The organism is Bacillus sp. JZ34 (genome assembly GCF_053903205.1).
Window position 1 is genome coordinate 1,242,404 of the sequence record NZ_CP096403.1, and the last position, 20,368, is coordinate 1,262,771.

19 protein-coding genes, 1 pseudogene and 1 other annotated feature are annotated in these 20,368 nt (G+C 47.9%); of the genes and pseudogenes, 17 read left to right on the forward strand and 3 right to left on the reverse strand.

Going from position 1 to position 20,368, the window contains the following annotated elements:
* Nucleotides 1-65 precede the first annotated feature (65 nt).
* Nucleotides 66-908: a putative sporulation protein YtxC gene (ytxC, locus tag M1D90_RS06270; RefSeq protein ID WP_020452539.1), complete on the forward strand. Its 843-nt coding sequence runs from the start codon at nucleotides 66-68 to the stop codon at nucleotides 906-908.
* 343 nt (nucleotides 909-1,251) lie between these two features.
* Nucleotides 1,252-3,183, forward strand: coding sequence for a threonine--tRNA ligase (gene thrS, locus M1D90_RS06275; protein WP_020452538.1), 1,932 nt, complete (start codon nucleotides 1,252-1,254; stop codon nucleotides 3,181-3,183).
* Between the two features lie 31 nt (nucleotides 3,184-3,214).
* On the opposite strand, the gene M1D90_RS06280 is transcribed toward thrS, so the two are convergent.
* Nucleotides 3,215-4,027: an HAD family hydrolase gene (locus M1D90_RS06280; protein WP_020452537.1), complete on the reverse strand. Its 813-nt coding sequence runs from the start codon at nucleotides 4,025-4,027 to the stop codon at nucleotides 3,215-3,217.
* A gap of 259 nt (nucleotides 4,028-4,286) precedes the next feature.
* Here M1D90_RS06280 and M1D90_RS06285 point away from each other — a divergent pair, with 259 nt between their 5' ends.
* From M1D90_RS06285 to M1D90_RS06295, 3 genes are all read left to right on the forward strand, one after another.
* The gene (locus M1D90_RS06285; protein ID WP_020452536.1) at nucleotides 4,287-4,514 is read left to right on the forward strand and encodes a DUF3923 family protein; all 228 of its coding nucleotides are present in this window, start codon (nucleotides 4,287-4,289) and stop codon (nucleotides 4,512-4,514) included.
* A 385-nt stretch (nucleotides 4,515-4,899) separates the two neighbouring features.
* Nucleotides 4,900-6,684 carry a sensor histidine kinase gene (locus M1D90_RS06290; protein ID WP_020452535.1) on the forward strand — a complete coding sequence of 595 codons (1,785 nt, stop codon included), beginning with the start codon at nucleotides 4,900-4,902 and terminating at the stop codon, nucleotides 6,682-6,684.
* Nucleotides 6,659-7,381 carry a LytR/AlgR family response regulator transcription factor gene (locus M1D90_RS06295; RefSeq protein ID WP_101561175.1) on the forward strand — a complete coding sequence of 241 codons (723 nt, stop codon included), beginning with the start codon at nucleotides 6,659-6,661 and terminating at the stop codon, nucleotides 7,379-7,381. Before M1D90_RS06290 ends, M1D90_RS06295 begins: the two co-directional genes overlap by 26 nt.
* Before the next feature lie 50 nt (nucleotides 7,382-7,431).
* On the opposite strand, the gene M1D90_RS06300 is transcribed toward M1D90_RS06295, so the two are convergent.
* Nucleotides 7,432-8,982 carry an alkaline phosphatase D family protein gene (locus M1D90_RS06300; RefSeq protein WP_026579093.1) on the reverse strand — a complete coding sequence of 517 codons (1,551 nt, stop codon included), beginning with the start codon at nucleotides 8,980-8,982 and terminating at the stop codon, nucleotides 7,432-7,434.
* A 240-nt stretch (nucleotides 8,983-9,222) separates the two neighbouring features.
* Here M1D90_RS06300 and lrgA point away from each other — a divergent pair, with 240 nt between their 5' ends.
* From lrgA to M1D90_RS06330, 6 genes are all read left to right on the forward strand, one after another.
* Nucleotides 9,223-9,636, forward strand: coding sequence for an antiholin-like murein hydrolase modulator LrgA (gene lrgA, locus M1D90_RS06305; protein WP_105980081.1), 414 nt, complete (start codon nucleotides 9,223-9,225; stop codon nucleotides 9,634-9,636).
* Nucleotides 9,637-9,659: 23 nt separating this feature from the next.
* The gene (gene lrgB / locus M1D90_RS06310) at nucleotides 9,660-10,343 is read left to right on the forward strand and encodes an antiholin-like protein LrgB (RefSeq protein ID WP_075212766.1); all 684 of its coding nucleotides are present in this window, start codon (nucleotides 9,660-9,662) and stop codon (nucleotides 10,341-10,343) included.
* A gap of 135 nt (nucleotides 10,344-10,478) precedes the next feature.
* Nucleotides 10,479-10,611: a sequence feature (ribosomal protein L20 leader region), on the forward strand.
* A 67-nt stretch (nucleotides 10,612-10,678) separates the two neighbouring features.
* Entirely contained in the window at nucleotides 10,679-11,197 is a 519-nt protein-coding gene (gene infC / locus M1D90_RS06315; RefSeq protein ID WP_116523372.1) for a translation initiation factor IF-3, read from the forward strand.
* A gap of 17 nt (nucleotides 11,198-11,214) precedes the next feature.
* Complete coding sequence (gene rpmI / locus M1D90_RS06320) at nucleotides 11,215-11,415, forward strand: 50S ribosomal protein L35 (protein ID WP_003184267.1); 201 nt, start codon at nucleotides 11,215-11,217, stop codon at nucleotides 11,413-11,415.
* 32 nt (nucleotides 11,416-11,447) lie between these two features.
* Nucleotides 11,448-11,807 (forward strand): 50S ribosomal protein L20, encoded by a 360-nt coding sequence (rplT, locus tag M1D90_RS06325; RefSeq protein ID WP_003184266.1) that lies wholly within the window; start codon nucleotides 11,448-11,450, stop codon nucleotides 11,805-11,807.
* A 123-nt stretch (nucleotides 11,808-11,930) separates the two neighbouring features.
* Nucleotides 11,931-12,194, forward strand: a complete 264-nt coding sequence (locus M1D90_RS06330; protein ID WP_020452529.1) for a DUF1294 domain-containing protein — start codon at nucleotides 11,931-11,933, stop codon at nucleotides 12,192-12,194.
* A 15-nt stretch (nucleotides 12,195-12,209) separates the two neighbouring features.
* Here M1D90_RS06330 and M1D90_RS06335 read toward each other — a convergent pair whose 3' ends face one another.
* Nucleotides 12,210-12,611: a hypothetical protein gene (locus tag M1D90_RS06335; RefSeq protein ID WP_023855473.1), complete on the reverse strand. Its 402-nt coding sequence runs from the start codon at nucleotides 12,609-12,611 to the stop codon at nucleotides 12,210-12,212.
* Nucleotides 12,612-12,784: 173 nt separating this feature from the next.
* Between M1D90_RS06335 and M1D90_RS06340 the strand changes: the two are divergent.
* From M1D90_RS06340 to M1D90_RS06365, 6 genes and pseudogenes are all read left to right on the forward strand, one after another.
* Nucleotides 12,785-13,871 (forward strand): annotated as a pseudogene (locus tag M1D90_RS06340) (M42 family metallopeptidase).
* A 151-nt stretch (nucleotides 13,872-14,022) separates the two neighbouring features.
* Nucleotides 14,023-14,985: a glycoside hydrolase family 43 protein gene (locus tag M1D90_RS06345; protein ID WP_023855472.1), complete on the forward strand. Its 963-nt coding sequence runs from the start codon at nucleotides 14,023-14,025 to the stop codon at nucleotides 14,983-14,985.
* A 260-nt stretch (nucleotides 14,986-15,245) separates the two neighbouring features.
* Nucleotides 15,246-16,727 carry an L-arabinose isomerase gene (araA, locus tag M1D90_RS06350; RefSeq protein ID WP_035338198.1) on the forward strand — a complete coding sequence of 494 codons (1,482 nt, stop codon included), beginning with the start codon at nucleotides 15,246-15,248 and terminating at the stop codon, nucleotides 16,725-16,727.
* 14 nt (nucleotides 16,728-16,741) lie between these two features.
* Nucleotides 16,742-18,433: a ribulokinase gene (araB, locus tag M1D90_RS06355; RefSeq protein ID WP_456283482.1), complete on the forward strand. Its 1,692-nt coding sequence runs from the start codon at nucleotides 16,742-16,744 to the stop codon at nucleotides 18,431-18,433.
* Nucleotides 18,434-18,448: 15 nt separating this feature from the next.
* Nucleotides 18,449-19,135, forward strand: a complete 687-nt coding sequence (araD, locus tag M1D90_RS06360; RefSeq protein WP_101561172.1) for an L-ribulose-5-phosphate 4-epimerase — start codon at nucleotides 18,449-18,451, stop codon at nucleotides 19,133-19,135.
* Nucleotides 19,136-19,151: 16 nt separating this feature from the next.
* Nucleotides 19,152-20,357, forward strand: a complete 1,206-nt coding sequence (locus M1D90_RS06365; RefSeq protein WP_456283189.1) for a sn-glycerol-1-phosphate dehydrogenase — start codon at nucleotides 19,152-19,154, stop codon at nucleotides 20,355-20,357.
* Nucleotides 20,358-20,368 lie beyond the last annotated feature (11 nt).

Below are 20,368 nucleotides of genomic sequence, written 5' to 3' on the forward strand. Positions count from 1 at the left end.
TTTTTACGTCTATTTTATTTGTCACCCCCATATACATGTATCAGATGTTGTTAGGGGGGACAAACATGCTTGAAATTACATTTGAAGATGATTATGATACAGCCGCGTTTTTGCATCTCCTTCGCAATGCGGATGCGAACCGGCATATCAAGATTCACGAAGCACCAGGGAAGATCGGAATTGAAAAGACCCATTCCTCTGTCAGTATTCAGGCCTATATTGAGCCGGTTCTGACGAGATTTTTTACAGAATGCAAAGAAGACGAATACATGCTTTCGGTTATTGAAGGCGATTATTACTTTTTGGACCGGGATGAACAGCAGCAGATTCTTCAACTGGCCCACAGCATTATGGAGGGCGAACTTGAAGGGCTTCCTCTCAACAAGGACGACACCCCTCGCGAACATTACATCATTCAGGAGCTCCAAACGATTTGTCTTGAGGAAAACGTCTTTTCCATTCGGTCTTTTATGACATTTCGCCTCGGGAGGTATTATGAACGCCTCAGGTCTTATGTGGAGGCGGCAATTGACGAGTATAAAATGGAACAGGAATATCAGACATTCATTCAATCGCTGAGAGACTACGTCATGTCGAAAGAGCCGATGCTTGACCATGTCCGCATTGTGCACGACGGTTATTTTGTATTGTGGGAATTAAAGTATATTTCTGAACGGGAACAAAAAAAATACATAGACAGGCGGTTCGTAAGAGAACACCCGATGTATATTGATTCCCATCTCCTGGCTCCGCTCGTATCGATTGCGCCGGAAAAAATAGACCTCTATACAGAAGACCGGGAACACGCCATGGTTCAGACCATTCAAAATATTTTTCAGGAGCGCGTACGGATTCTTTCGCTTGACGCCTTTCATCCGCGAGAAAACATTTTGGAAGAGCATTCTTGATTTTGTGTGAAAAACGATTTATAATACGATGTAAACTTAAAGATATTATGTATCGATAAGGACATGAAAAGATGAACACCGGTTTGACAGAGAGGGAGACCACGGCTGAAAGTCTCTTAAGCCAAGGAGCATTTTTTTACCGCCTTTGAACATCAGTTGTGAACGGCAATGTGTCTAGTAATGACTGACGGGACTTCCCGTTACAGAACCGAAAGCCGAGAGCGCGACGGGTTTTTTGCGTTTTCGGGAAAAAGGGTGGAACCACGAATTCCGTTTATTAATCCTCGTCCCTTTCATAGGGGGACGGGGATTTTTTATTTTGTAAAAAAAAGGAGTGACTAGGATGTCAGATATGGTAAAAATCAAATTTCCTGACGGAGCGGTTAAGGAGTTTGCAAAAACGACGACAACAGAAGATATCGCGGCATCAATCAGTCCCGGCTTAAAGAAAAAATCAATAGCGGGGAAATTAAACGGCAAAGAAATCGATCTGCGCGCACCGATCCTTGAGGACGGCGCCATCGAAATCATTACAGAAGGTAGCGAAGAAGCGCTTGAAATCATGCGCCACAGTACTGCACACTTAATGGCCCAGGCGATCAAGCGCCTGTATAAAAACGTGAAGCTTGGCGTGGGTCCGGTCATTGAAAACGGCTTCTACTACGATGTGGATATGGAAGAAGCGCTGACTCCGGAAGACCTTCCGAAGATTGAGAAGGAAATGAAAAAAATCGTTGGCGAAAATCTGCCGATCGTAAGAAAAGAAGTCAGCCGTGAGGAAGCCAGAGCCCGGTTTGCCGAAATCGGCGATGATTTGAAATTGGAACTGCTTGATGCGATTCCGGAAGGTGAAACGGTATCGATCTATGAGCAGGGCGAATTCTTCGATCTGTGCCGCGGTGTTCACGTTCCTTCGACAGGAAAAATCAAGGAGTTCAAACTGCTGAGCCTTGCGGGAGCATACTGGCGCGGAGACAGCAACAACAAGATGCTCCAGCGCATTTATGGTACGGCTTTCTTCAAAAAAGCGGAGCTTGATGAGCATCTTCGCCTCCTTGAGGAAGCAAAAGAACGCGACCACAGAAAGCTCGGAAAAGAACTGAAGCTGTTTGCGATTTCGCAAAAGGTAGGGCAAGGGCTGCCGCTTTGGCTGCCAAAGGGTGCAACCATCAGACGCGTCATCGAGCGCTATATCGTTGACAAAGAGCTTGCGCTCGGCTATGAGCACGTGTATACACCTGTCCTTGGCAGCAAAGAACTTTACGAAACGTCAGGGCATTGGGATCATTATCAAGACACAATGTTCCCTCCGATTGAAATGGACAATGAAACATTGACGCTTCGACCGATGAACTGTCCGCATCATATGATGATTTATAAAAACGACATTCACAGCTACCGTGAACTGCCGATCCGGATCGCGGAGCTCGGAACGATGCACCGCTACGAAATGTCAGGCGCTCTCTCAGGTCTGCAGCGTGTTCGCGGGATGACTTTGAATGACGCGCACATTTTCGTCCGTCCCGATCAAATTAAGGAAGAGTTCATCCGCACTGTCCGCCTGATTCAGGAAGTGTATGAAGACTTTGGCCTTGAGCAGTACTCATTCCGCTTGTCTTACCGCGACCCTGAAGATACAGAGAAATATTACGATGACGATGAAATGTGGAACAGAGCGCAATCGATGCTGAAGGAAGCGATGGACGAGATCGGCCACGATTATTACGAAGCCGAAGGGGAAGCGGCGTTCTACGGACCGAAGCTTGACGTTCAGGTCAAAACAGCAATCGGAAAAGAGGAAACACTGTCAACTGTACAGCTGGACTTCCTTCTTCCTGAAAAATTTGATCTGACATATGTCGGAGAAGACGGAAAACCTCATCGTCCGGTCGTCATTCACAGAGGTGTCGTTTCCACAATGGAACGGTTTGTCGCTTTCTTAATTGAGGAGCATAAAGGCGCATTGCCGACATGGCTTGCCCCTGTTCAGTTCCAGGTCATCCCTGTATCGCCGTCCGTGCATCTTGACTACGCCAAAAAAGTTCAAGAGCGCCTGCAGCGTGAAGGACTTCGCGTTGAAGTCGATATCCGTGACGAGAAAATCGGCTATAAAATCCGTGAAGCACAGATGCAAAAAATCCCGTACATGCTTGTCGTCGGCGACCAGGAAGTTGAAAACGAAGCCGTCAACGTCCGCAAATACGGAGAGCAAAAATCAGAAACAGTTGCCTTTGCAGACTTCATTAAAAAAGCCGTTGCAGAAGCAAAGAAATAAACGAGAAAAAAGCATGATTCCCGCTCGGGAGTCATGCTTTTTTGCTTAGTTTGTCGGCTGTTTTTCCGCGGAGGATATCGAACAGTTCGCTCAAATGGCTGATTTCGTGATCGGGTGTAAGGTCAGTTTCATTCTTTTTGCCTTTGCGGTTGACCCAGACGGTTTGAATGCCCGCTCTGGAAGCCCCGAGAATGTCGGTGTTCAAGTTGTCTCCGACCATCACGGCATCATCCTTTGTCATGCCGAGGAGGCTGAGGCAGTGTTCAAATATGCTTGGATCAGGCTTTCCTTTTCCGAATTCACCGGAAATGACGATTTCATTAAAATAAGGAGCAAGTTCCGGTACGCCTGCCAACTTTTCTTTCTGCAGGCTCGGATCGCCGTTTGTCAGCAAAAGAAGCTCTACTTTTCCTTTCAGTTCATCTAAAACGGCAAATGTTTCTTCATACACGAAAGGGCTCTTTCGGCGCACTGCGGCGAAATATTCGCCGAGTTCTTCCCCGAAGGCGGGATCGTCGATGCCAAACGCCTTCAATCCGTTTGTCCATGCGTTTTTTCTGTATTCAGGAACAATTTTGTTCAGTTTTTGAAAGCCTTCGCTGATCGGCTCGCTGAAGTTTGACCACAGGCCTTCAAATGGGTTGATGCCGATCATGACGGTGTATGGATATGTTTCATAAGACGTGTAAAGCTTTCGCGCTGCTTCGCGGACCGCTGCTTCAAATTCTTCCGCATGGATTCCGTATTTTTCTTCAGCTTTAAGACACGTTTTGGAAAATGCTGTGCTGACGCTTTTTTCATCCCAGAGCAATGTATCGTCTAAATCAAAAAATACGGCTTTCATGATCTTCTCCTCTGCCATTAATTTATAGAATTCTCTTATTTATTTTACAATAGATTAAATGGATGTGAAAGAAATGAATTTAAGAATGTGATGTAATGCAGTGTCAAAGTGTGAAAGCTTCTCGAATATGATAGAATGAAACGGGTTTCTATTGTTTGGAAATGCAGGGGATTTTTAAGATGCATCTTATGTTCGTGATAACGGGCTCACATGCGGACAGAAGAAGCAGATACAGTGTAGAAATGGAAGGAATGGTTTTGTGAAAAAACGATGGATATTTTGGTGGATTTGCAACATATTTTGGATGGCCGTTTTTGTAATGGGGACGGCTCTCGTGTGGCTGAGAGATGTTGATGGCGCCGGTGTTACTCAAACGCCTGAGCTTAAATTAATAGCGTTTATCGTTTTATTGATTGCATTTATATTTCCATTCATTATTCAAGTTGTGTGGCTGATTGTTAATTTGAAAACGGGTAGCAGCAAATAAGGTAAAGGCAGCAATTGTTTGCTACCTTCAGCGTGTCGACAAACCCTCGCATTCGTTGTCAGGCCTGCGCGTCGGTGCTCACGAATAGAGGAAGGATCGGCGGCTAACCACCCAGGCGTCCTGCCTGAACACCGCCGTCATCACCTCCTGTGAAAGTCCGCTCCGATGCTCGGCCTTCCTAGACTGCAAGGGTTTTCAATCACGCTGAAAGGATGACAAAATCCCAAAACAAAAAGTCGTTTTGGGATTTTGTCAACAATCTGAAGGCAGCAATTGTTTGCTGCCTTTTTTATTTTGTAAAGCATGCCGCGTCAAAGTGTGAATAAAAAGAGGTATGATAGAATAAGAGCAAATTCCGATACAGAAAGAAAGCAAGGGGAAGTACATGATTCAACTCATGATCATGATGCTGGAGAGAGTGGGGATCATCGTTATCCTGGGCTTTATGTTGGCCCATATGAAGGTGTTCCGTCAGCACCTCCAGCATCCGGAAGGGTATAAGGGAAAAGGGGTTCTCATCTTCATTTTTTCCCTGTTCAGCATCATCAGCAACTATACAGGCATTGAAATCCGGGAACATAAGATTTTGAACAATGATTGGATTTTTGCGATCGATCCGTCAAGCTCGATTGCCAATACGAGAATTCTCGGTGTCGAAATCGGCGGTCTGATCGGAGGGCCGTTTGTCGGAGCGGGTGTCGGGCTATTGTCAGGCATTCACCGTTTTTCACTGGGAGGGACGACAGCTTTGAGCTGTGCGGTTTCTTCACTGTTGGCTGGCGTCATCGCCGGTTATATCGGCAGCTTTTTCAGGAAACGGCATCAGATGGTGACACCAAGGGTAGCCGCTCTGGCGGGTATTTGTATGGAGGGTCTGCAGATGCTGATGATTCTCGTACTTGCAAAACCGCAGGCTGAGGCTATTGCGCTCGTTCAGATGATCGGCATTCCGATGATGATTGTCAACGGGACGGGCAGCTTTATTTTTCTATCGATCATTCAGTCTATTATCCGCAAAGAGGAACAGGCGCGGGCCGTTCAGACCCATAAGGTGTTTTCGATAGCGGATCAGACGCTTCCTTTTTTCCGCCGGGGACTGAATGAGGATTCCTGCAAAAGCGCCGCTCTCATTATTCACCGGATGACGGGGACGGATGCCGTATCGATTACGGACAGAGAGAACATTCTCGCTCATGTCGGAGATGGAGCAGATCATCATATTCCTTCGAAAAATCTGATCACCGGTTTATCGAAAAAAGTCATTCAAACCGGAAAGGTCATGAAAGTGAAGTCGCGCGATGAAATCGAGTGTGCGCACCGTTCCTGTCCGCTGCAGGCGGCGATCGTACTGCCGCTCTTCTCCAACCGCGAAACAATCGGCACGCTGAAGCTGTACTTTAAGCATCCATCCGGTCTTAACCGTGTGACGGAAGAGCTCGCCGAAGGGCTTGCCATGCTTTTTTCCACTCAGCTAGAACTCGGTGAGGCTGAGCTGCAAAGCAAGCTTTTGAAAGATGCCGAAATCAAGGCGCTTCAAGCGCAGGTCAATCCGCACTTTTTATTTAATGCCATCCATACGATTTCTGCTCTGTGCAGGACAGATCCCGAAAAAACGCGGAAACTCCTCCTGCAGTTGAGCGTTTATTTTCGTTCCAATCTGCAGGGAGCCAGGCAGCTGATGATTCCGCTCTCAAAAGAGCTGAACCACCTGGAAGCCTATTTATCATTGGAGCAGGCCCGGTTCCCTGGCAAGTATCATATTGATTTTCATATTGAGGACGGTCTTGAAAGCATGGAAATTCCTCCATTTATATTGCAGCTGCTTGTTGAAAACGCGCTTCGCCATGCATTCCCGAGAAAACAAAAGGTATGCACGGTAAAAGTATGCGCTGTGAGAGAGCAGGACGGCGTTTTGATGAAGGTGTCAGACAACGGCAGGGGAATTGATCCCGAGCTGCTTGGACAGCTGGGACAGGCGCCCGCACCTTCAAAAGAAGGGAACGGGACGGCGCTTTACAATGTGAATCAGCGGCTTACCGGTTTGTTCGGGCACCAGGCTGCCCTCGAGCTTGCCAGCGAACCTGATAGAGGAACAGAGATATCCTTTAAGATTCCTTTTCAAACCGAAAGAGAGGGGAACAGAGATGCTCAAGGTATTAATCGTGGATGATGAAATGTTTGCGCGAGACGAGCTGAAATATTTATTAGAGCAGACCGAAGAAGTGGTTGCGGTCGATGAAGCTGAACATATCGAAGAAGCGTTTGACAAAATGGCGGATCACAAACCTGATATTCTTTTCTTGGACATCGATTTGTCTGGGGAGAACGGTTTTGACATTGCGAAGCGGCTGAAAAAAATGTCGGTGCCTCCGGCTGTCGTTTTTGCGACCGCTTATGATGAATATGCGCTGAAAGCATTTGAAGTGGATGCGGTCGATTATTTGACAAAGCCGTTTGATGAGGAGCGAATCAGACAGACGATCCAAAAATATAAAAGGATGCGTCCCGGCCATCAGGAGGGGCAGCAGCTTGCGGGCCGCCACAGGCTGGCTCTCAGCATTGACGAAGCGATCGTCATTCTCGATCCGGACGAAATCGTATACGCCGGGTTAGAAGACGGACACGTCACAGTGAAAACCTTTGATCAGGCATACACGGTTCACGATACATTAGTCGTTCTCGAACAAAAGCTTTCACAGACGGCGTTGATCAGGGTGCATAGAAGCTTTCTCGCAAATATGGATCATATTAAAGAAGTCAAACCCTGGTTCAATTCGACATACAACCTCCTGATGAAAGACGGCTCCACGATTCCTGTCAGCCGTACATACGCGAAAGAGCTGAAAAAACGGCTGCATATGGTGTGAAAAATGATCAGCGGCGGTGAAAGACTGAATTCGTCATTCACCGCCGTTTTTTAGCGCTGAAGCCCGGGCCGTCCCGCTTCTATGGAGAATGTGGCATAAGTTGAGACTGGGGCGCCGGGCCGTGTGATATAAGGAAGAACCTGAAAGTCGGCTTCAAGCTGCCGGGGCGTCAAGCGGCAGCGAACGTAGCCGCGCTGCGCATTGTACAGTTTGACATGCGGGTTTCCGAGCCAGATCGGCGCCAATGAATCGGTCTCGCTGCCGTCAGCGTCTGAAGATATCGAAGTTGTGATCAGCTCGGTTCCGATTGTCGCTGAGCCCGCATCGTCGAAGTTCTCCTTTAAGTCGGCAGCGGCATGTCTGTGAATATCTCCTGTCAGCACAACGGGGTTTTGGATGCCGTATGCCTTGTATGCGGAAAAAAGCCTGTCGCGGCAAGCGGGAAAACCGTCCCACTGGTCTGTGCTGTACTCAACTCCGGGGCCTGTATCGCGGTCGATTTGAGCCAGGACGACTTGCTGGACTAAAAAGTTCCACACCGTGTCAGACCGGCTCAAGCCGTTAAAAAGCCAGCGCTCCTGGTCAAATCCGAGTATGGAGCGTGACGGCTCAAGCCGTTCGGCCTCATTTGCCGGAAAATTATTGCGGTACTGCCGGGTGTCCAGAACATTGAATTCAGCCAGGTTTCCATAGCGGAACCGCCTGTACATCAGCATGTCAGGCCCATTTGGAATCGATGTGCTGCGGATCGGGATATTTTCGTAGAAAGCTTGGTACGCCGCTGCGCGCTGCCGGAGAAAATCGTCCGGAGATGTGTTGTATTGGGAATGGATGCCGGCATAATTGTTTTCGACCTCATGGTCATCCATCGTCACAACCCAGGGAGCCAGCGCATGAATGGCCTGGAGGTCCGGGTCTGTCTTAAAAAGAGAATATCTGAGTCTGTATTGGCTGAGCGTGACGGTTTTTGCGTTATGGGCAGCAGATAAAGTCACATCGCGGAAAAGATTTTTAGCATTAATGGCATATTCGTAAATATAGTCTCCGAGGAAAAAAACAACGTCCGGATGGTCTTCGGCCATATGCCGGTAAGCTGTAAAATATCCGTGGTACCAAGCTTGGCACGAGGCGAGAGCGAACGACATTCCCTTGATGTCGGCGTGCGGGGAAGGCGCTGTTTTTGTACGGCCTGTCCGGCTGATTTCCCGTCCCGCTTTAAACCGGTACCAATAATAGCTTCCCGGCTTTAAGCCGTTCACTTCAACATGAACGGAGTGGGCGAGCTCAGCGAGCGCTGAGACGGTCCCGCGCTTCACCACTTTGCGGAAATGTTCATCTTCGGCTACTTCCCACTGAACAGGGACGGCTCTGCCGGGCATTCCCCCTAAACCGTCTTCGGCAAGCGGATCGGGGGCAAGCCTCGTCCAAATGACAACCCCGTCGGGATGCGGGTCACCTGAAGCCACTCCAAGCTTGAATGGATAATCTGCAAATCGGGGCGCGCCGGCGGCGATCGAAGCGTCTTCAGGCATCAGGCCGCGTCTTGCTAAAGATGCGAATTCGCCAGCCGGAACAAAGCGCCCTCCTCTTGAATGGTTCATGAGTCAGAGCCTCCTCATCAATCGTTTTCTCATTAACCACTATACGATCTGTTTTGCTCCATTAGCACATTCTGGAATTTAAATAATTGTGAAGAATGTGCAAAGCCGGAAGAATAATTTGCATTTCAGCGTCCCGTTTCTGCAATTGAAGGGCGGTATCCGGCAAGTTATTTTGAAAACGCTTTTTTGGCCGGGGCCTTTTTATATAATGAACCCAACACAGCCAAAGAGGTGAACGAAATGAAGGGGAAAAAAGAATATGGCTTTTTAACTCAGGCATTTATTTTTGCTGTTATGATGTTTGTTTCAAACGGAATCGCCGCGATTCTGCCCATCCCGATTCCTCCGTCTGTCATCGGCTTGGTGATGTTGTTTGCATTGCTGTGTGCGAACGTGTTGAAGCTGGAACAAGTCGAATCGCTTGGCACGGCGCTCACTTCGCTGATCGGTTTTTTATTCGTTCCGTCGGGTATATCAGTGATGAACTCGCTCGGTGTCATGGAGAAATACGGGCTGCCGATCGTCCTCGTGATTTTCCTGGCCACCGTCATTCTGCTTGCAGCGACAGGCTTGTTTTCACAGTTCATCCTGTCTGCAAGCAAAAAGGACCGTCAGGACAACCGGGTTGAATCAGCCAAAAAAACAGCTTCTTGAATCGATAGGAGGTTATTAACGCTATGACACCTTATTTCGGTATTGTCGTTTCACTGGCCGCATTTGGCATCGGCACTTTTTTATTTAAAAAATCAAATGGTTTTTTCTTGTTCACGCCTCTGTTTGTCGCGATGATTCTTGGGATTGCATTTTTAAAAATCGGCGGTTTTTCATATGAGGACTACAAGAGCGGCGGAGACATCATTAAGTTCTTTTTGGAGCCCGCCACGATTGCGTTTGCCATTCCTTTATACAAACAGGTGGAAAGCCTGAAAAAATATTGGCTGCAAATCCTTGGCGCCATTATTGCGGGCTCTGTCTGCTCGGTTGCTGTCGTCTATCTGATCGCAAACGCGCTCCATCTTGACGGAGCCGTCATGAAAAGCATGCTGCCTCAGGCCGCCACGACGGCGATTGCGCTTCCTTTATCAAAAGGAATCGGCGGCATTCAAGATATCACGGCCTTCGCCGTCATCTTTAACGCAGTGATCGTCTATGCGCTTGGCGCGCTTTTTTTGAAGATCTTCAAAGTGCAGCATCCGATCGCCAAAGGGTTGGCGCTCGGAACATCAGGACATGCCCTCGGCGTCGCCGTCGGAATTGAAATGGGGGAAGTCGAAGCGGCAATGGCGAGTATTGCAGTTGTCGTCGTCGGCGTCGTGACCGTGTTTGTCGTTCCGTTATGTGTCCAAATGATCGGCGGATAGAGCCGGTGAAAGAAAAATAAAAAAATAGCATTGCTATTTCAAATGTGTCCTGATATAATAGCAAATGTTGTGATAAATTTTATATCTTGACTTGCAGGATTTGTTTATGTAAGATGGATAATGAATTGAATATATATCAACAAGCAGAAGCACCCGCTTCTCACCTGATTGACACATTCTTGTAGTTGGCAGGTTAAACGTACATTTCTTATTTTTCTATGCAATGTTCGCAGTGTGGGTGTTTCGATGCCCGCACTTTTTGTTTGCCTGTGGAATGCAAAGAAACGGTCAAAATGAGTTGTGAAATCAATTCAAAGATTCTATGGAGGTGGCTCATTATTAGCAAAGATCAATTGGTTAATGAGGGTATCCGTGCGCGTGAAGTTCGTTTGATCGGACAAAATGGCGATCAGCTTGGGATCAAATCCCGCCAGGAAGCACTGGAAATTGCGGGTCGCGCAAATCTTGACCTTGTGTTGGTTGCAGCAAATGCAAAACCGCCTGTATGCCGGATCATGGACTACGGAAAGTACAGATTCGAGCAGCAGAAGAAGGAAAAGGAAGCACGCAAAAATCAAAAAATCATTAACTTAAAAGAAGTTCGGCTGAGCCCTGGTATTGAAGAACATGATTTCAATACAAAGCTTCGCAACGCCATCAAGTTCCTGGAAAAAGGGGACAAAGTGAAAGCGTCCATCCGCTTTAAAGGCCGTGCGATCACGCACAAAGAAATCGGACAGCGCGTGCTGGACCGTTTCTCAGAAGCCTGCGCGGAAGTGGCGACTGTTGAAACGAAGCCGAAAATGGACGGCCGCAGCATGTTCTTGGTGCTCGCGCCTAAAACTGAAAAGTAATTAAGGAGGAAACATCCATGCCAAAAATGAAAACTCACCGCGGATCTGCGAAACGTTTTAAAAAGACAGGTTCCGGGAAACTGAAACGTTCTCATGCATATACAAGTCACTTGTTCGCAAATAAATCTCAAAAACAAAAGCGCAAGCTTCGCAAAAGCGCAGTCGTAAGCGCCGGCGATTTCAAACGCATCAAGCAGCAGCTTGCCAACATTAAGTAATTCGGAAAAGGTATAATTAGGAGGGAAATCTAATGCCAAGAGTAAAAGGCGGAACTGTTACACGCAAACGTCGTAAAAAGGTTCTCAAATTAGCAAAAGGTTATTTTGGTTCAAAACATACATTATATAAAGTAGCTAACCAGCAGGTTATGAAATCAGGAAACTACGCTTTCCGTGACCGTCGTCAGAAAAAACGCGATTTCCGCAAACTGTGGATCACTCGTATCAATGCTGCAGCACGCATGAACGGTCTTTCTTACAGCCGTTTGATGCACGGTCTTAAGCTTTCCGGTATCGAAGTAAACCGCAAAATGCTTGCTGACCTTGCTGTAAATGATTTGAACGCATTCAATCAGCTTGCAGACGCTGCTAAAGCGCAATTGAATAAATAATTGAAAAAGGCCGGAACCCGGCCTTTTTCTTTTGTTGTTAGAAGCTACTCGCGCGGGATGTGAAACGGTTCGTGAGACCGGCCGCCGCAAGCCCCAACCGCGAAACAAGGAGAAATGAACAATATGACTCTCATATGGATTTACGCGATCCTCATAAACGGATACGGCTTTTTCTTAATGAAAGCAGACAAGCAAAAAGCGGTCACTGGGAAATGGAGGGTATCTGAGCGCCGCATCTGGCTCGTTGCGGCCGCTTTCGGATCCGCAGGCGTCTGGTTCGGGATGATGCGGTTCAGACATAAGACAAAACACCTTTCCTTCAGGCTTGGCATTCCTTTTTTGCTGGCCGTGCAAGCCGTTTTGACCTATTTTTATATGATGAATTAAAAAAGCAGACGAGGCTTATTGCTCTTCTGCTTTTTTGTTTCTCCACTTTTGAATGTTCGAATCCCAGTCGATTTTGCAATCGGGATAGTGGGCTTTAATGTTTTCTTCCAATTCTGCGAAGTCTTCTTCCGTGAAAGAGCTGAGCTTTTCTTCAGGCGCTTCCGTCCATACAAAAATCGTATGGATGAACAGCGGATGGTCTTTTGAAGGAATGTGTTTTTCTCCTTCGAAAAGCACGCCTTTAAATGTCAGCTTGAGATTTTTGCGTGCATTTTTCTGTTCGTCCAAAAAATAAAAGTGTTTTTTGGCTTGTGCTGATTTCAGCCTTCTGTCCGGACTCCCCAAAAATTGAACGGCCCTGTACACGACGTAAACCAAAAGCGCCAGCAAAGCCAGTCTCAATATGATGACAATCATGTTAAAACAGAACCTCCCTTGAACGTAATTTTGAGTATATCCCAATATATACGAACCAGTTCCCGCAAGGTTTCATTTTTTAACCAAAAAAGCTGTACAGAATATTGATCGTATTGAAAAGGGATGTTTCTGTATAATAGTAAATGAGGGTTAATTAAGGAGGCTGTATAGAGATGGCAAAGCTTGATGAAACATTGACGATGCTAAAGGAATTAACAGATGCAAAAGGAATTCCTGCAAATGAAAAAGAACCCAGACAAGTCATGAAATCGTACATAGAACCGTTTGCCGACGAGGTTACGACAGACAGACTGGGAAGCTTAATCGCTAAAAAGACCGGACAGGCTGACGGACCGAAGATTATGATTGCCGGCCATCTTGATGAGGTCGGTTTTATGGTTACGCGGATCGATGACAGGGGTTATCTCCGCTTTCAGACGGTTGGAGGCTGGTGGAGCCAGGTCATGCTGGCGCAGCGTGTGACGGTCGTGACGAAGAAAGGCGACATCACCGGTATCATCGGTTCAAAACCTCCTCATGTCCTGTCTCAGGAGGCAAGAAAAAAATCGGTGGATATTAAAGATATGTTTATCGATATCGGAGCGTCGAACAGAGAGGAAGCGATGGAGTGGGGCGTTCTTCCGGGAGACCAGGTCGTTCCTTACTTTGAATTTACGGTGATGAATAATGAAAAAAATGCTGCTTGCCAAAGCATGGGACAACCGTATCGGCTGCGCGATCGCGATCGATGTGCTGAAAAACCTGAAAGGAGCGGATCACCCGAATGTCGTCTACGGCGTCGGAACCGTACAGGAAGAAGTCGGACTGAGAGGCGCGAAAACCGCCGCGCATACGATCAAGCCTGATATTGCTTTCGGTGTTGACGTGGGAATCGCGGGTGATACGCCGGGTATTACGGAAAAAGAGTCGACAAGCAAAATGGGAAAAGGCCCGCAGATCATCCTTTATGACGCTTCAATGGTGTCTCATAAAGGGCTTCGCGACTTTGTCACGAATGTTGCAGATGAAGCCGGCATTCCGTATCAATTTGACGCCCTCTCAGGTGGAGGAACAGATTCGGGCTCGATCCACCTTACCGCGAACGGAGTGCCTGCTCTGTCGATCACGATCGCGACAAGGTATATCCATACGCACGCAGCCATGCTTCACCGGGATGACTATGAACATGCGGTAAAATTAATTACCGAAGTGATTAAGCGATTGGATAAAGAGACGGTTCAAAATATTACGTTTGACTGATGAAAGATGTGGCTGACAGGCTTATTTTATAAGCTGTCAGCTTTTTTTGTAATGTCAAAGACAGCGTTTACATATATAAACATTGTTCGAAAAATTGACAAAGAAAGGGAGGCATTGTTTTTTCATTTACAAGAACAGGAGTGTGATTTGAATGAAAAATGTGTTGCGGAGAATGTCTTTGACAGGATTGATGTTCGGACTGCTGCTGGCTTTTTTGATGCCTGAATCAGGCAAGGCTGCGTTTTGGGACACAAAGGGGGACAATTTCATCCATGACCCTTCCATCATTAAAGAGGGAAATACGTGGTATACATTTGGAACCGGGCTCGGTACAGGGCTGCGTGTCATTAAGTCAACCGACGGCAGAAACTGGAGTGCTGCCCCGAGTATTTTTCCAGCTCCATTGTCCTGGTGGAAGATGTACGTACCAAATCATGAACCGCATCAGTGGGCGCCGGATATCAGCTACTATAACGGCCGGTATTGGCTGTATTACTCTGTATCGTCTTTCGGTTCAAACACATCAGCGATAGGACTCGCATCGACAGACCGGATTTCATCCGGCCAATGGCGGGATGACGGGCTGGTCATCAGATCGACATCCGGTGATCAGTTTAATGCCATTGACCCTGATCTGGTTATTGACAATAACGGGAATCCATGGCTCTCATTCGGTTCCTTTTGGACCGGCATCAAGCTGACAAGGCTTGATAAAAACACGATGAAGCCGACGGGAAGCCTGTATTCGATCGCCTCAAGGCCGAATAACGGCGGAGCGGTTGAAGCGCCGAACATTACCTACAAAGACGGCTACTATTACTTATTTGTCTCGTTTGACAGCTGCTGTAAAGGGGTGAACAGCACATATAAAATAGCGTACGGCCGTTCAACGAGCATTACGGGACCCTATTATGATAAAAGCGGCAAAAATATGATGAACGGCGGAGGGACGATCCTAGATTCCGGCAATGACCGCTGGAAAGGGCCGGGACATCAGGATGTTCTGAACAACTCGATCCTTGTCAGACACGCTTATGACGCGTTGGACAATGGTGTATCGAAGCTGCTCATCAACGACTTGTACTGGGATTCCCAAGGGTGGCCGACTTATTAACAGATGACGGGCGATTTTTCCGCCCGGTTTTTTTGTTCTGAAATCTGTCAAAAAAAATAAAAAACACACTGGAAATTAAATTGACAGTTTTTTTCAAAATGATATAATGAAGTTGTTCGTACAAATATGTTTTTGAGTTTAGTTGTACGTACATATAGTCGCGATAAGTTTGAGAATAAGGTATATTCATGTTTTTTTGTAAGCGTTTTAATAGTTTGCTAATCTTTACACAGAAACCTTAAAGAAGAGGAGGAAGCTATTTGATTCAAAAAAAGACGCATGTATTTTGGTTTGTGACAGGCAGCCAGCATTTATATGGAGAAGAGGCCGTACAAGAGGTGGAAGAGCATTCCAAAATGATCTGCAACGGATTAAATGACGGACATTTAAGGTTTCAAGTCAAGTACAAAGCGGTGGCCACTTCGCTGGACGGCGTCAGAAAACTGTTTGAAGAGGCGAACCGGGACGAGGAGTGCGCGGGCATCATTACCTGGATGCATACGTTTTCACCGGCGAAAATGTGGATTCCGGGCCTGTCCGAGCTGAATAAGCCGCTGCTCCATTTTCATACCCAATTTAACCGGGACATTCCGTGGGATAGAATCGACATGGATTTCATGAATATTAATCAGTCTGCACACGGCGACCGCGAATACGGCTTTATCGGAGCGAGATTGGGCATTCCGCGAAAAGTCATTGCCGGGTATTGGGAAGACAGAGACGTCAAACACTCGATCGACAAATGGATGAGCGCAGCGGTCGCATATATTGAGAGCCGTCATATCAAAGTCGCCCGATTTGGGGACAACATGCGCAATGTGGCGGTAACAGAAGGAGATAAGATTGAAGCGCAGATTCAGCTTGGCTGGTCTGTCGACGGATATGGAATCGGCGACCTCGTCACAGAGATCAATACTGTATCAGAACAAAGTCTGAACGAGCTCATTTCCGAATATGAGGAGCTTTATGAGTGGCCGGAAGGCGAAGAGGCAAGGGAATCCGTCAAAGAGCAGGCGCGGATCGAGCTTGGATTAAAGCGCTTTCTTTCGAATGGGGGCTATACGGCCTTTACGACAACCTTTGAAGACCTCCACGGTATGAAGCAGCTTCCAGGTTTGGCCGTTCAGCGCCTGATGGCCGAAGGCTACGGTTTCGGAGGAGAAGGAGATTGGAAAACGGCTGCGCTCGTCAGGATGATGAAAGTGATGGCCGGCGGAAAAGAAACGTCATTTATGGAGGATTACACGTACCATTTTGAACCGGGCAATGAAATGATTCTCGGCTCCCACATGCTTGAAGTGTGCCCGTCGATTGCCGATCACAAACCGAGAATTGAAGTCCATCCGCTGTCAATGGGTGCAAAGGACGATCCGGCGCGGCTCGTGTTCGACGGAATTGCAGGCCCTGCGGTGAATGTCTCTCTCATCGATTTGGGCGGCCGTTTCAGGCTTGTCATCAATGAAGTGGAAGCTGAGAAGGTTCCGCATGATATGCCGAATCTTCCGGTGGCGCGCGTACTTTGGAAGCCGCAGCCGTCTTTGAGAACATCGGCTGAAGCGTGGATTTTGGCTGGCGGTGCGCACCATACATGCCTTTCGTATCAGCTGACAGCCGAGCAGATGCTCGATTGGGCCGAAATGTCAGGCATTGAAGCGGTATTGATCAATCGCGATACGACGATTTTAAATCTTCGCAATGAACTTAAATGGAGTGAAGCTGCATATCGGCTTCGCAAGTTTTAAGGGGGTGAAGGCTTATCCCTTACACAATCGGAGTTGACTTTGGAACATTGTCAGGACGCGCTGTTCTCGTCGATGTCCGGACAGGTGAGGAAATCGCGACAGCTGTCAAAGAGTACACACACGGGGTGATAGACCGGGAGCTTCCCGTCTCAAAGCGAAAACTTCCGCGGGACTGGGCGCTCCAGCATCCGGCTGATTACATTGAAGTGCTGGAGGAAACAATTCCGAGCCTTTTAAAGCAGTCGAAAGCGGATCCGAAAGAAATCATCGGCATCGGAATCGATTTCACGGCTTGCACGATTTTGCCCGTTGACGAGAACGGCACTCCTCTTTGCATGAGGGAAGAGTATGCGTCAGAACCGCACAGCTATGTCAAGCTTTGGAAGCACCATGCTGCACAGGAGCAGGCGAATCGCTTGAATCAAATCGCGGAAGAAAGAAATGAACCTTTTCTTCAAACATACGGCGGGAAAATTTCTTCCGAGTGGCTCGTTCCAAAAGTGATGCAAATCGCGGAAGAAGCGCCTGTTATTTATGATGCTGCAGCCGAGATTATGGAAGCGGCCGACTGGATCGTCTATATGCTGTGCGGAACTAGAAAGCGCAACAATTGTACAGCGGGTTATAAAGCGATTTGGAACAATAAAAGCGGCTATCCTTCTGATGATTTCTTCGCAAGCCTGCATCCGAAGCTGAAAAATATCGTTCGCGAAAAATTAACAGAGGATATTTATTCTGTAGGTGAAAAAGCGGGCGGACTAACTGAAGAAATGGCCGGGAAGACAGGGCTTCTGGCTGGTACGGCGGTCGCTGTCGCAAATGTTGATGCGCATGTGTCAGTTCCGGCGGTCGGCATCACAGAGCCGGGCAAGATGCTGATGATCATGGGAACGTCTACCTGCCATATGCTGCTCGGTGAAGATGTCAGAATGGTGCCGGGAATGTGCGGTGTTGTTGAAAACGGGATTCTCCCGGGCTATGTCGGCTATGAAGCAGGCCAATCGTGCGTCGGCGACCATTTTCATTGGCTGATTCAACACTTTGTACCAGAAGCGTATATGAAAGAAGCTGAAGCCGAAGGGATTTCCATTTTCGAACTGCTGTCTCAAAAAGCTGACCGTCTCCAAATCGGCGAAAGCGGTTTGCTTGCATTGGATTGGTGGAACGGAAACCGTTCAACACTCGTTGATGCCGATCTGACAGGCATGCTGCTCGGTATGACGCTTGCCACTAAGTCTGAAGAGATATACCGTGCATTGGTTGAAGCGACTGCTTACGGGACGAGGATCATTATTGAAACGTTTAGACAAAGCGGTGTGCCGATCGAGGAGCTGTATGCCGCAGGAGGAATCGCCGAAAAAAATCCGTTTATCATGCAGATTTACGCGGATGTCACCAACATGGAAATCAAAATTTCCGGATCTCCGCAGGCGCCGGCTTTAGGTTCCGCGATATTCGGAGCGCTCGCGGCCGGAAGTGTGAACGGCGGTTATGACCATATCGAAGAAGCAGTCGCACATATGGGCAAGATCAAGGATCAAACGTACAAACCAATTCCTGAAAACGTTGCCTTATACGATCGGCTTTATACGGAATACAAGGAGCTTTACACGTACTTCGGAAAGCAAAACAACGTGATGAAACGCCTTAAAAAATTGAAAAACATCCAGTCCATTAGTTCTGACACCGGTAAAGCGATGGCTTAAAGGGAGGAGAAAACTGTGCTGGAATCTTTGAAAGAACAAGTATTAAAAGCGAATTTGCAACTTGAAAAATACCGGCTTGTCACCTTTACATGGGGAAATGTCAGCGGTATTGACTGGGAGAATGAGCTGGTCGTCATCAAACCGAGCGGTGTCAAATACAGCGATTTGAAAGCCGAAGATTTAGTGGTTCTGAATATGGACGGCGAGATTGTAGAAGGGGATCTGAAGCCGTCTTCCGATACGCCGACACACCTCTATCTTTACCGGCAGTTTCAGTCGATCGGCGGGATCGTCCATACGCATTCTCCGTGGGCGACAAGCTGGGCGCAGTCAGGGAAGGATATTCCGTCACTCGGAACGACTCATGCCGACTACTACCACGGTGACATTCCGTGTACAAGAGAAATGAATCCTGAGGAGATCAGAGGTCAATACGAGTTGAATACAGGAAAAGTGATTGCCGAGACGTTCCGGCATCTGGACCCCCTGGCGATGCCCGGCGTTCTCGTGAACAATCACGGGCCGTTTTGCTGGGGGAAAGACGCCTTGGCGGCCGTACACAATGCTGTCGTCTTGGAAGAAGTCGCGAAGATGGCGTACCGCTCCCTGATGCTGAATCCGTCTCTTGAGCCGATTAAGAGCGCTTTGCAGGATAAGCACTATTTTCGCAAGCACGGGGCAGACGCGTATTACGGCCAATAGAGGAGGGAAGCTGTCAATGAAAGATTTGATCTCTTATGTGAAAGACACTTTGGGTGCGTGCGAATGCGGAGCCGTTCATCATCCGCTTACAGTCGAAAAAATCGCGATCGGCGGCAAAGCTGTTGAGCAAGAATTGCCCGCTTTCGTGAAATCGGCTTCCTATAAAAAAGCCGCTGTCATTTATGATGAAACGACCGGACGGATAGCCGGTAAGCGGATTGCGGCTCTTCTTGAAGAAACGGCTGAAACGGTTCAGGTTCTGCTGGAAGCTAATGAAGCGGGCGATGTGACGGCGGATGAGCAAACATTGGTGAGTGCATTGATCGGTGTACCGATTGATGCGGATGTACTAATTGCAGCCGGAGCGGGCACGATTCACGACATCGTCAGGTTTTGCGCCTATCAGCGCGGCATCCCGTTTATTTCAGTTCCTACGGCTCCGTCGGTTGACGGTTTTACTTCAGCCGGCGCACCGCTGATTTTAAAAGGAAAGAAACAGACGGTTCAAACGACAGCGCCGATCGCGCTTTTTGCCGATTTGGAGCTCTTGTGTCAAGCGCCGCAGAACATGATAGCCGCAGGTTTTGGCGATATGCTCGGCAAGGAGACGTCGCTTGCTGATTGGGAAATTTCCCGCCTGCTTGCCGATGAGCCGTATTGCCCGGCCGCCAGCCGGCTGACGAGGGAAGCGCTTGATCAATGCCTTGACCGAAAAGATGACATCGCCGCCAAGACGCGCGATGGGATTAGGAAATTGATGGAATCACTGATCCTTTCTGGTCTTGTCATGCTGGTTCTCGACCATTCAAGGCCGGCTTCCGGCGGCGAGCATCATCTTTCCCACTACCTTGAAATGAAAGCGTTGGAGAACAATAAGCGGCAAGTGCTCCACGGTGCTAAAGTCGGCTGCAGCGCCATCATGCTGACTGACATTTACCGATCTCTTATCGGTACAAGCCTGGGTGATCAACACGCTGAGCAAGCGATTCGCTCCGTTTATGAAAAGCTTCCTGACGGTAAGAAAATGGCAGAGTGGATGAGGCGTATCGGCGGGCCTGTATCATTCAAAGAACTCGATGTTGAAGAAGAGCTGGTGAAAGAAGCGCTCGCATACGCCCATCAGCTCAGAGACCGGTATACAGGACTGAAAATCATCAATCAATACGGCCTTTTGCCGGGGCTTTTAGGCAAAGGACCAGGCGTGAAAGGGGTTAAAATGTGAAAAGGTTCCTT

Coding starts and splice junctions, on each gene's coding strand:
- ytxC (WP_020452539.1), top strand. CDS start 66: ATGCTTGAAATTACATTTGAAGATGATTATGATACAGCCGCGTTTTTG.
- thrS (WP_020452538.1), top strand. CDS start 1,252: ATGTCAGATATGGTAAAAATCAAATTTCCTGACGGAGCGGTTAAGGAG.
- M1D90_RS06280 (WP_020452537.1), bottom strand. CDS start 4,027: ATGAAAGCCGTATTTTTTGATTTAGACGATACATTGCTCTGGGATGAA.
- M1D90_RS06290 (WP_020452535.1), top strand. CDS start 4,900: ATGATTCAACTCATGATCATGATGCTGGAGAGAGTGGGGATCATCGTT.
- M1D90_RS06295 (WP_101561175.1), top strand. CDS start 6,659: ATGCTCAAGGTATTAATCGTGGATGATGAAATGTTTGCGCGAGACGAG.
- M1D90_RS06300 (WP_026579093.1), bottom strand. CDS start 8,982: ATGAACCATTCAAGAGGAGGGCGCTTTGTTCCGGCTGGCGAATTCGCA.
- lrgA (WP_105980081.1), top strand. CDS start 9,223: ATGAAGGGGAAAAAAGAATATGGCTTTTTAACTCAGGCATTTATTTTT.
- lrgB (WP_075212766.1), top strand. CDS start 9,660: ATGACACCTTATTTCGGTATTGTCGTTTCACTGGCCGCATTTGGCATC.
- rpmI (WP_003184267.1), top strand. CDS start 11,215: ATGCCAAAAATGAAAACTCACCGCGGATCTGCGAAACGTTTTAAAAAG.
- rplT (WP_003184266.1), top strand. CDS start 11,448: ATGCCAAGAGTAAAAGGCGGAACTGTTACACGCAAACGTCGTAAAAAG.
- M1D90_RS06330 (WP_020452529.1), top strand. CDS start 11,931: ATGACTCTCATATGGATTTACGCGATCCTCATAAACGGATACGGCTTT.
- M1D90_RS06335 (WP_023855473.1), bottom strand. CDS start 12,611: ATGATTGTCATCATATTGAGACTGGCTTTGCTGGCGCTTTTGGTTTAC.
- M1D90_RS06345 (WP_023855472.1), top strand. CDS start 14,023: ATGAAAAATGTGTTGCGGAGAATGTCTTTGACAGGATTGATGTTCGGA.
- M1D90_RS06365 (WP_456283189.1), top strand. CDS start 19,152: ATGAAAGATTTGATCTCTTATGTGAAAGACACTTTGGGTGCGTGCGAA.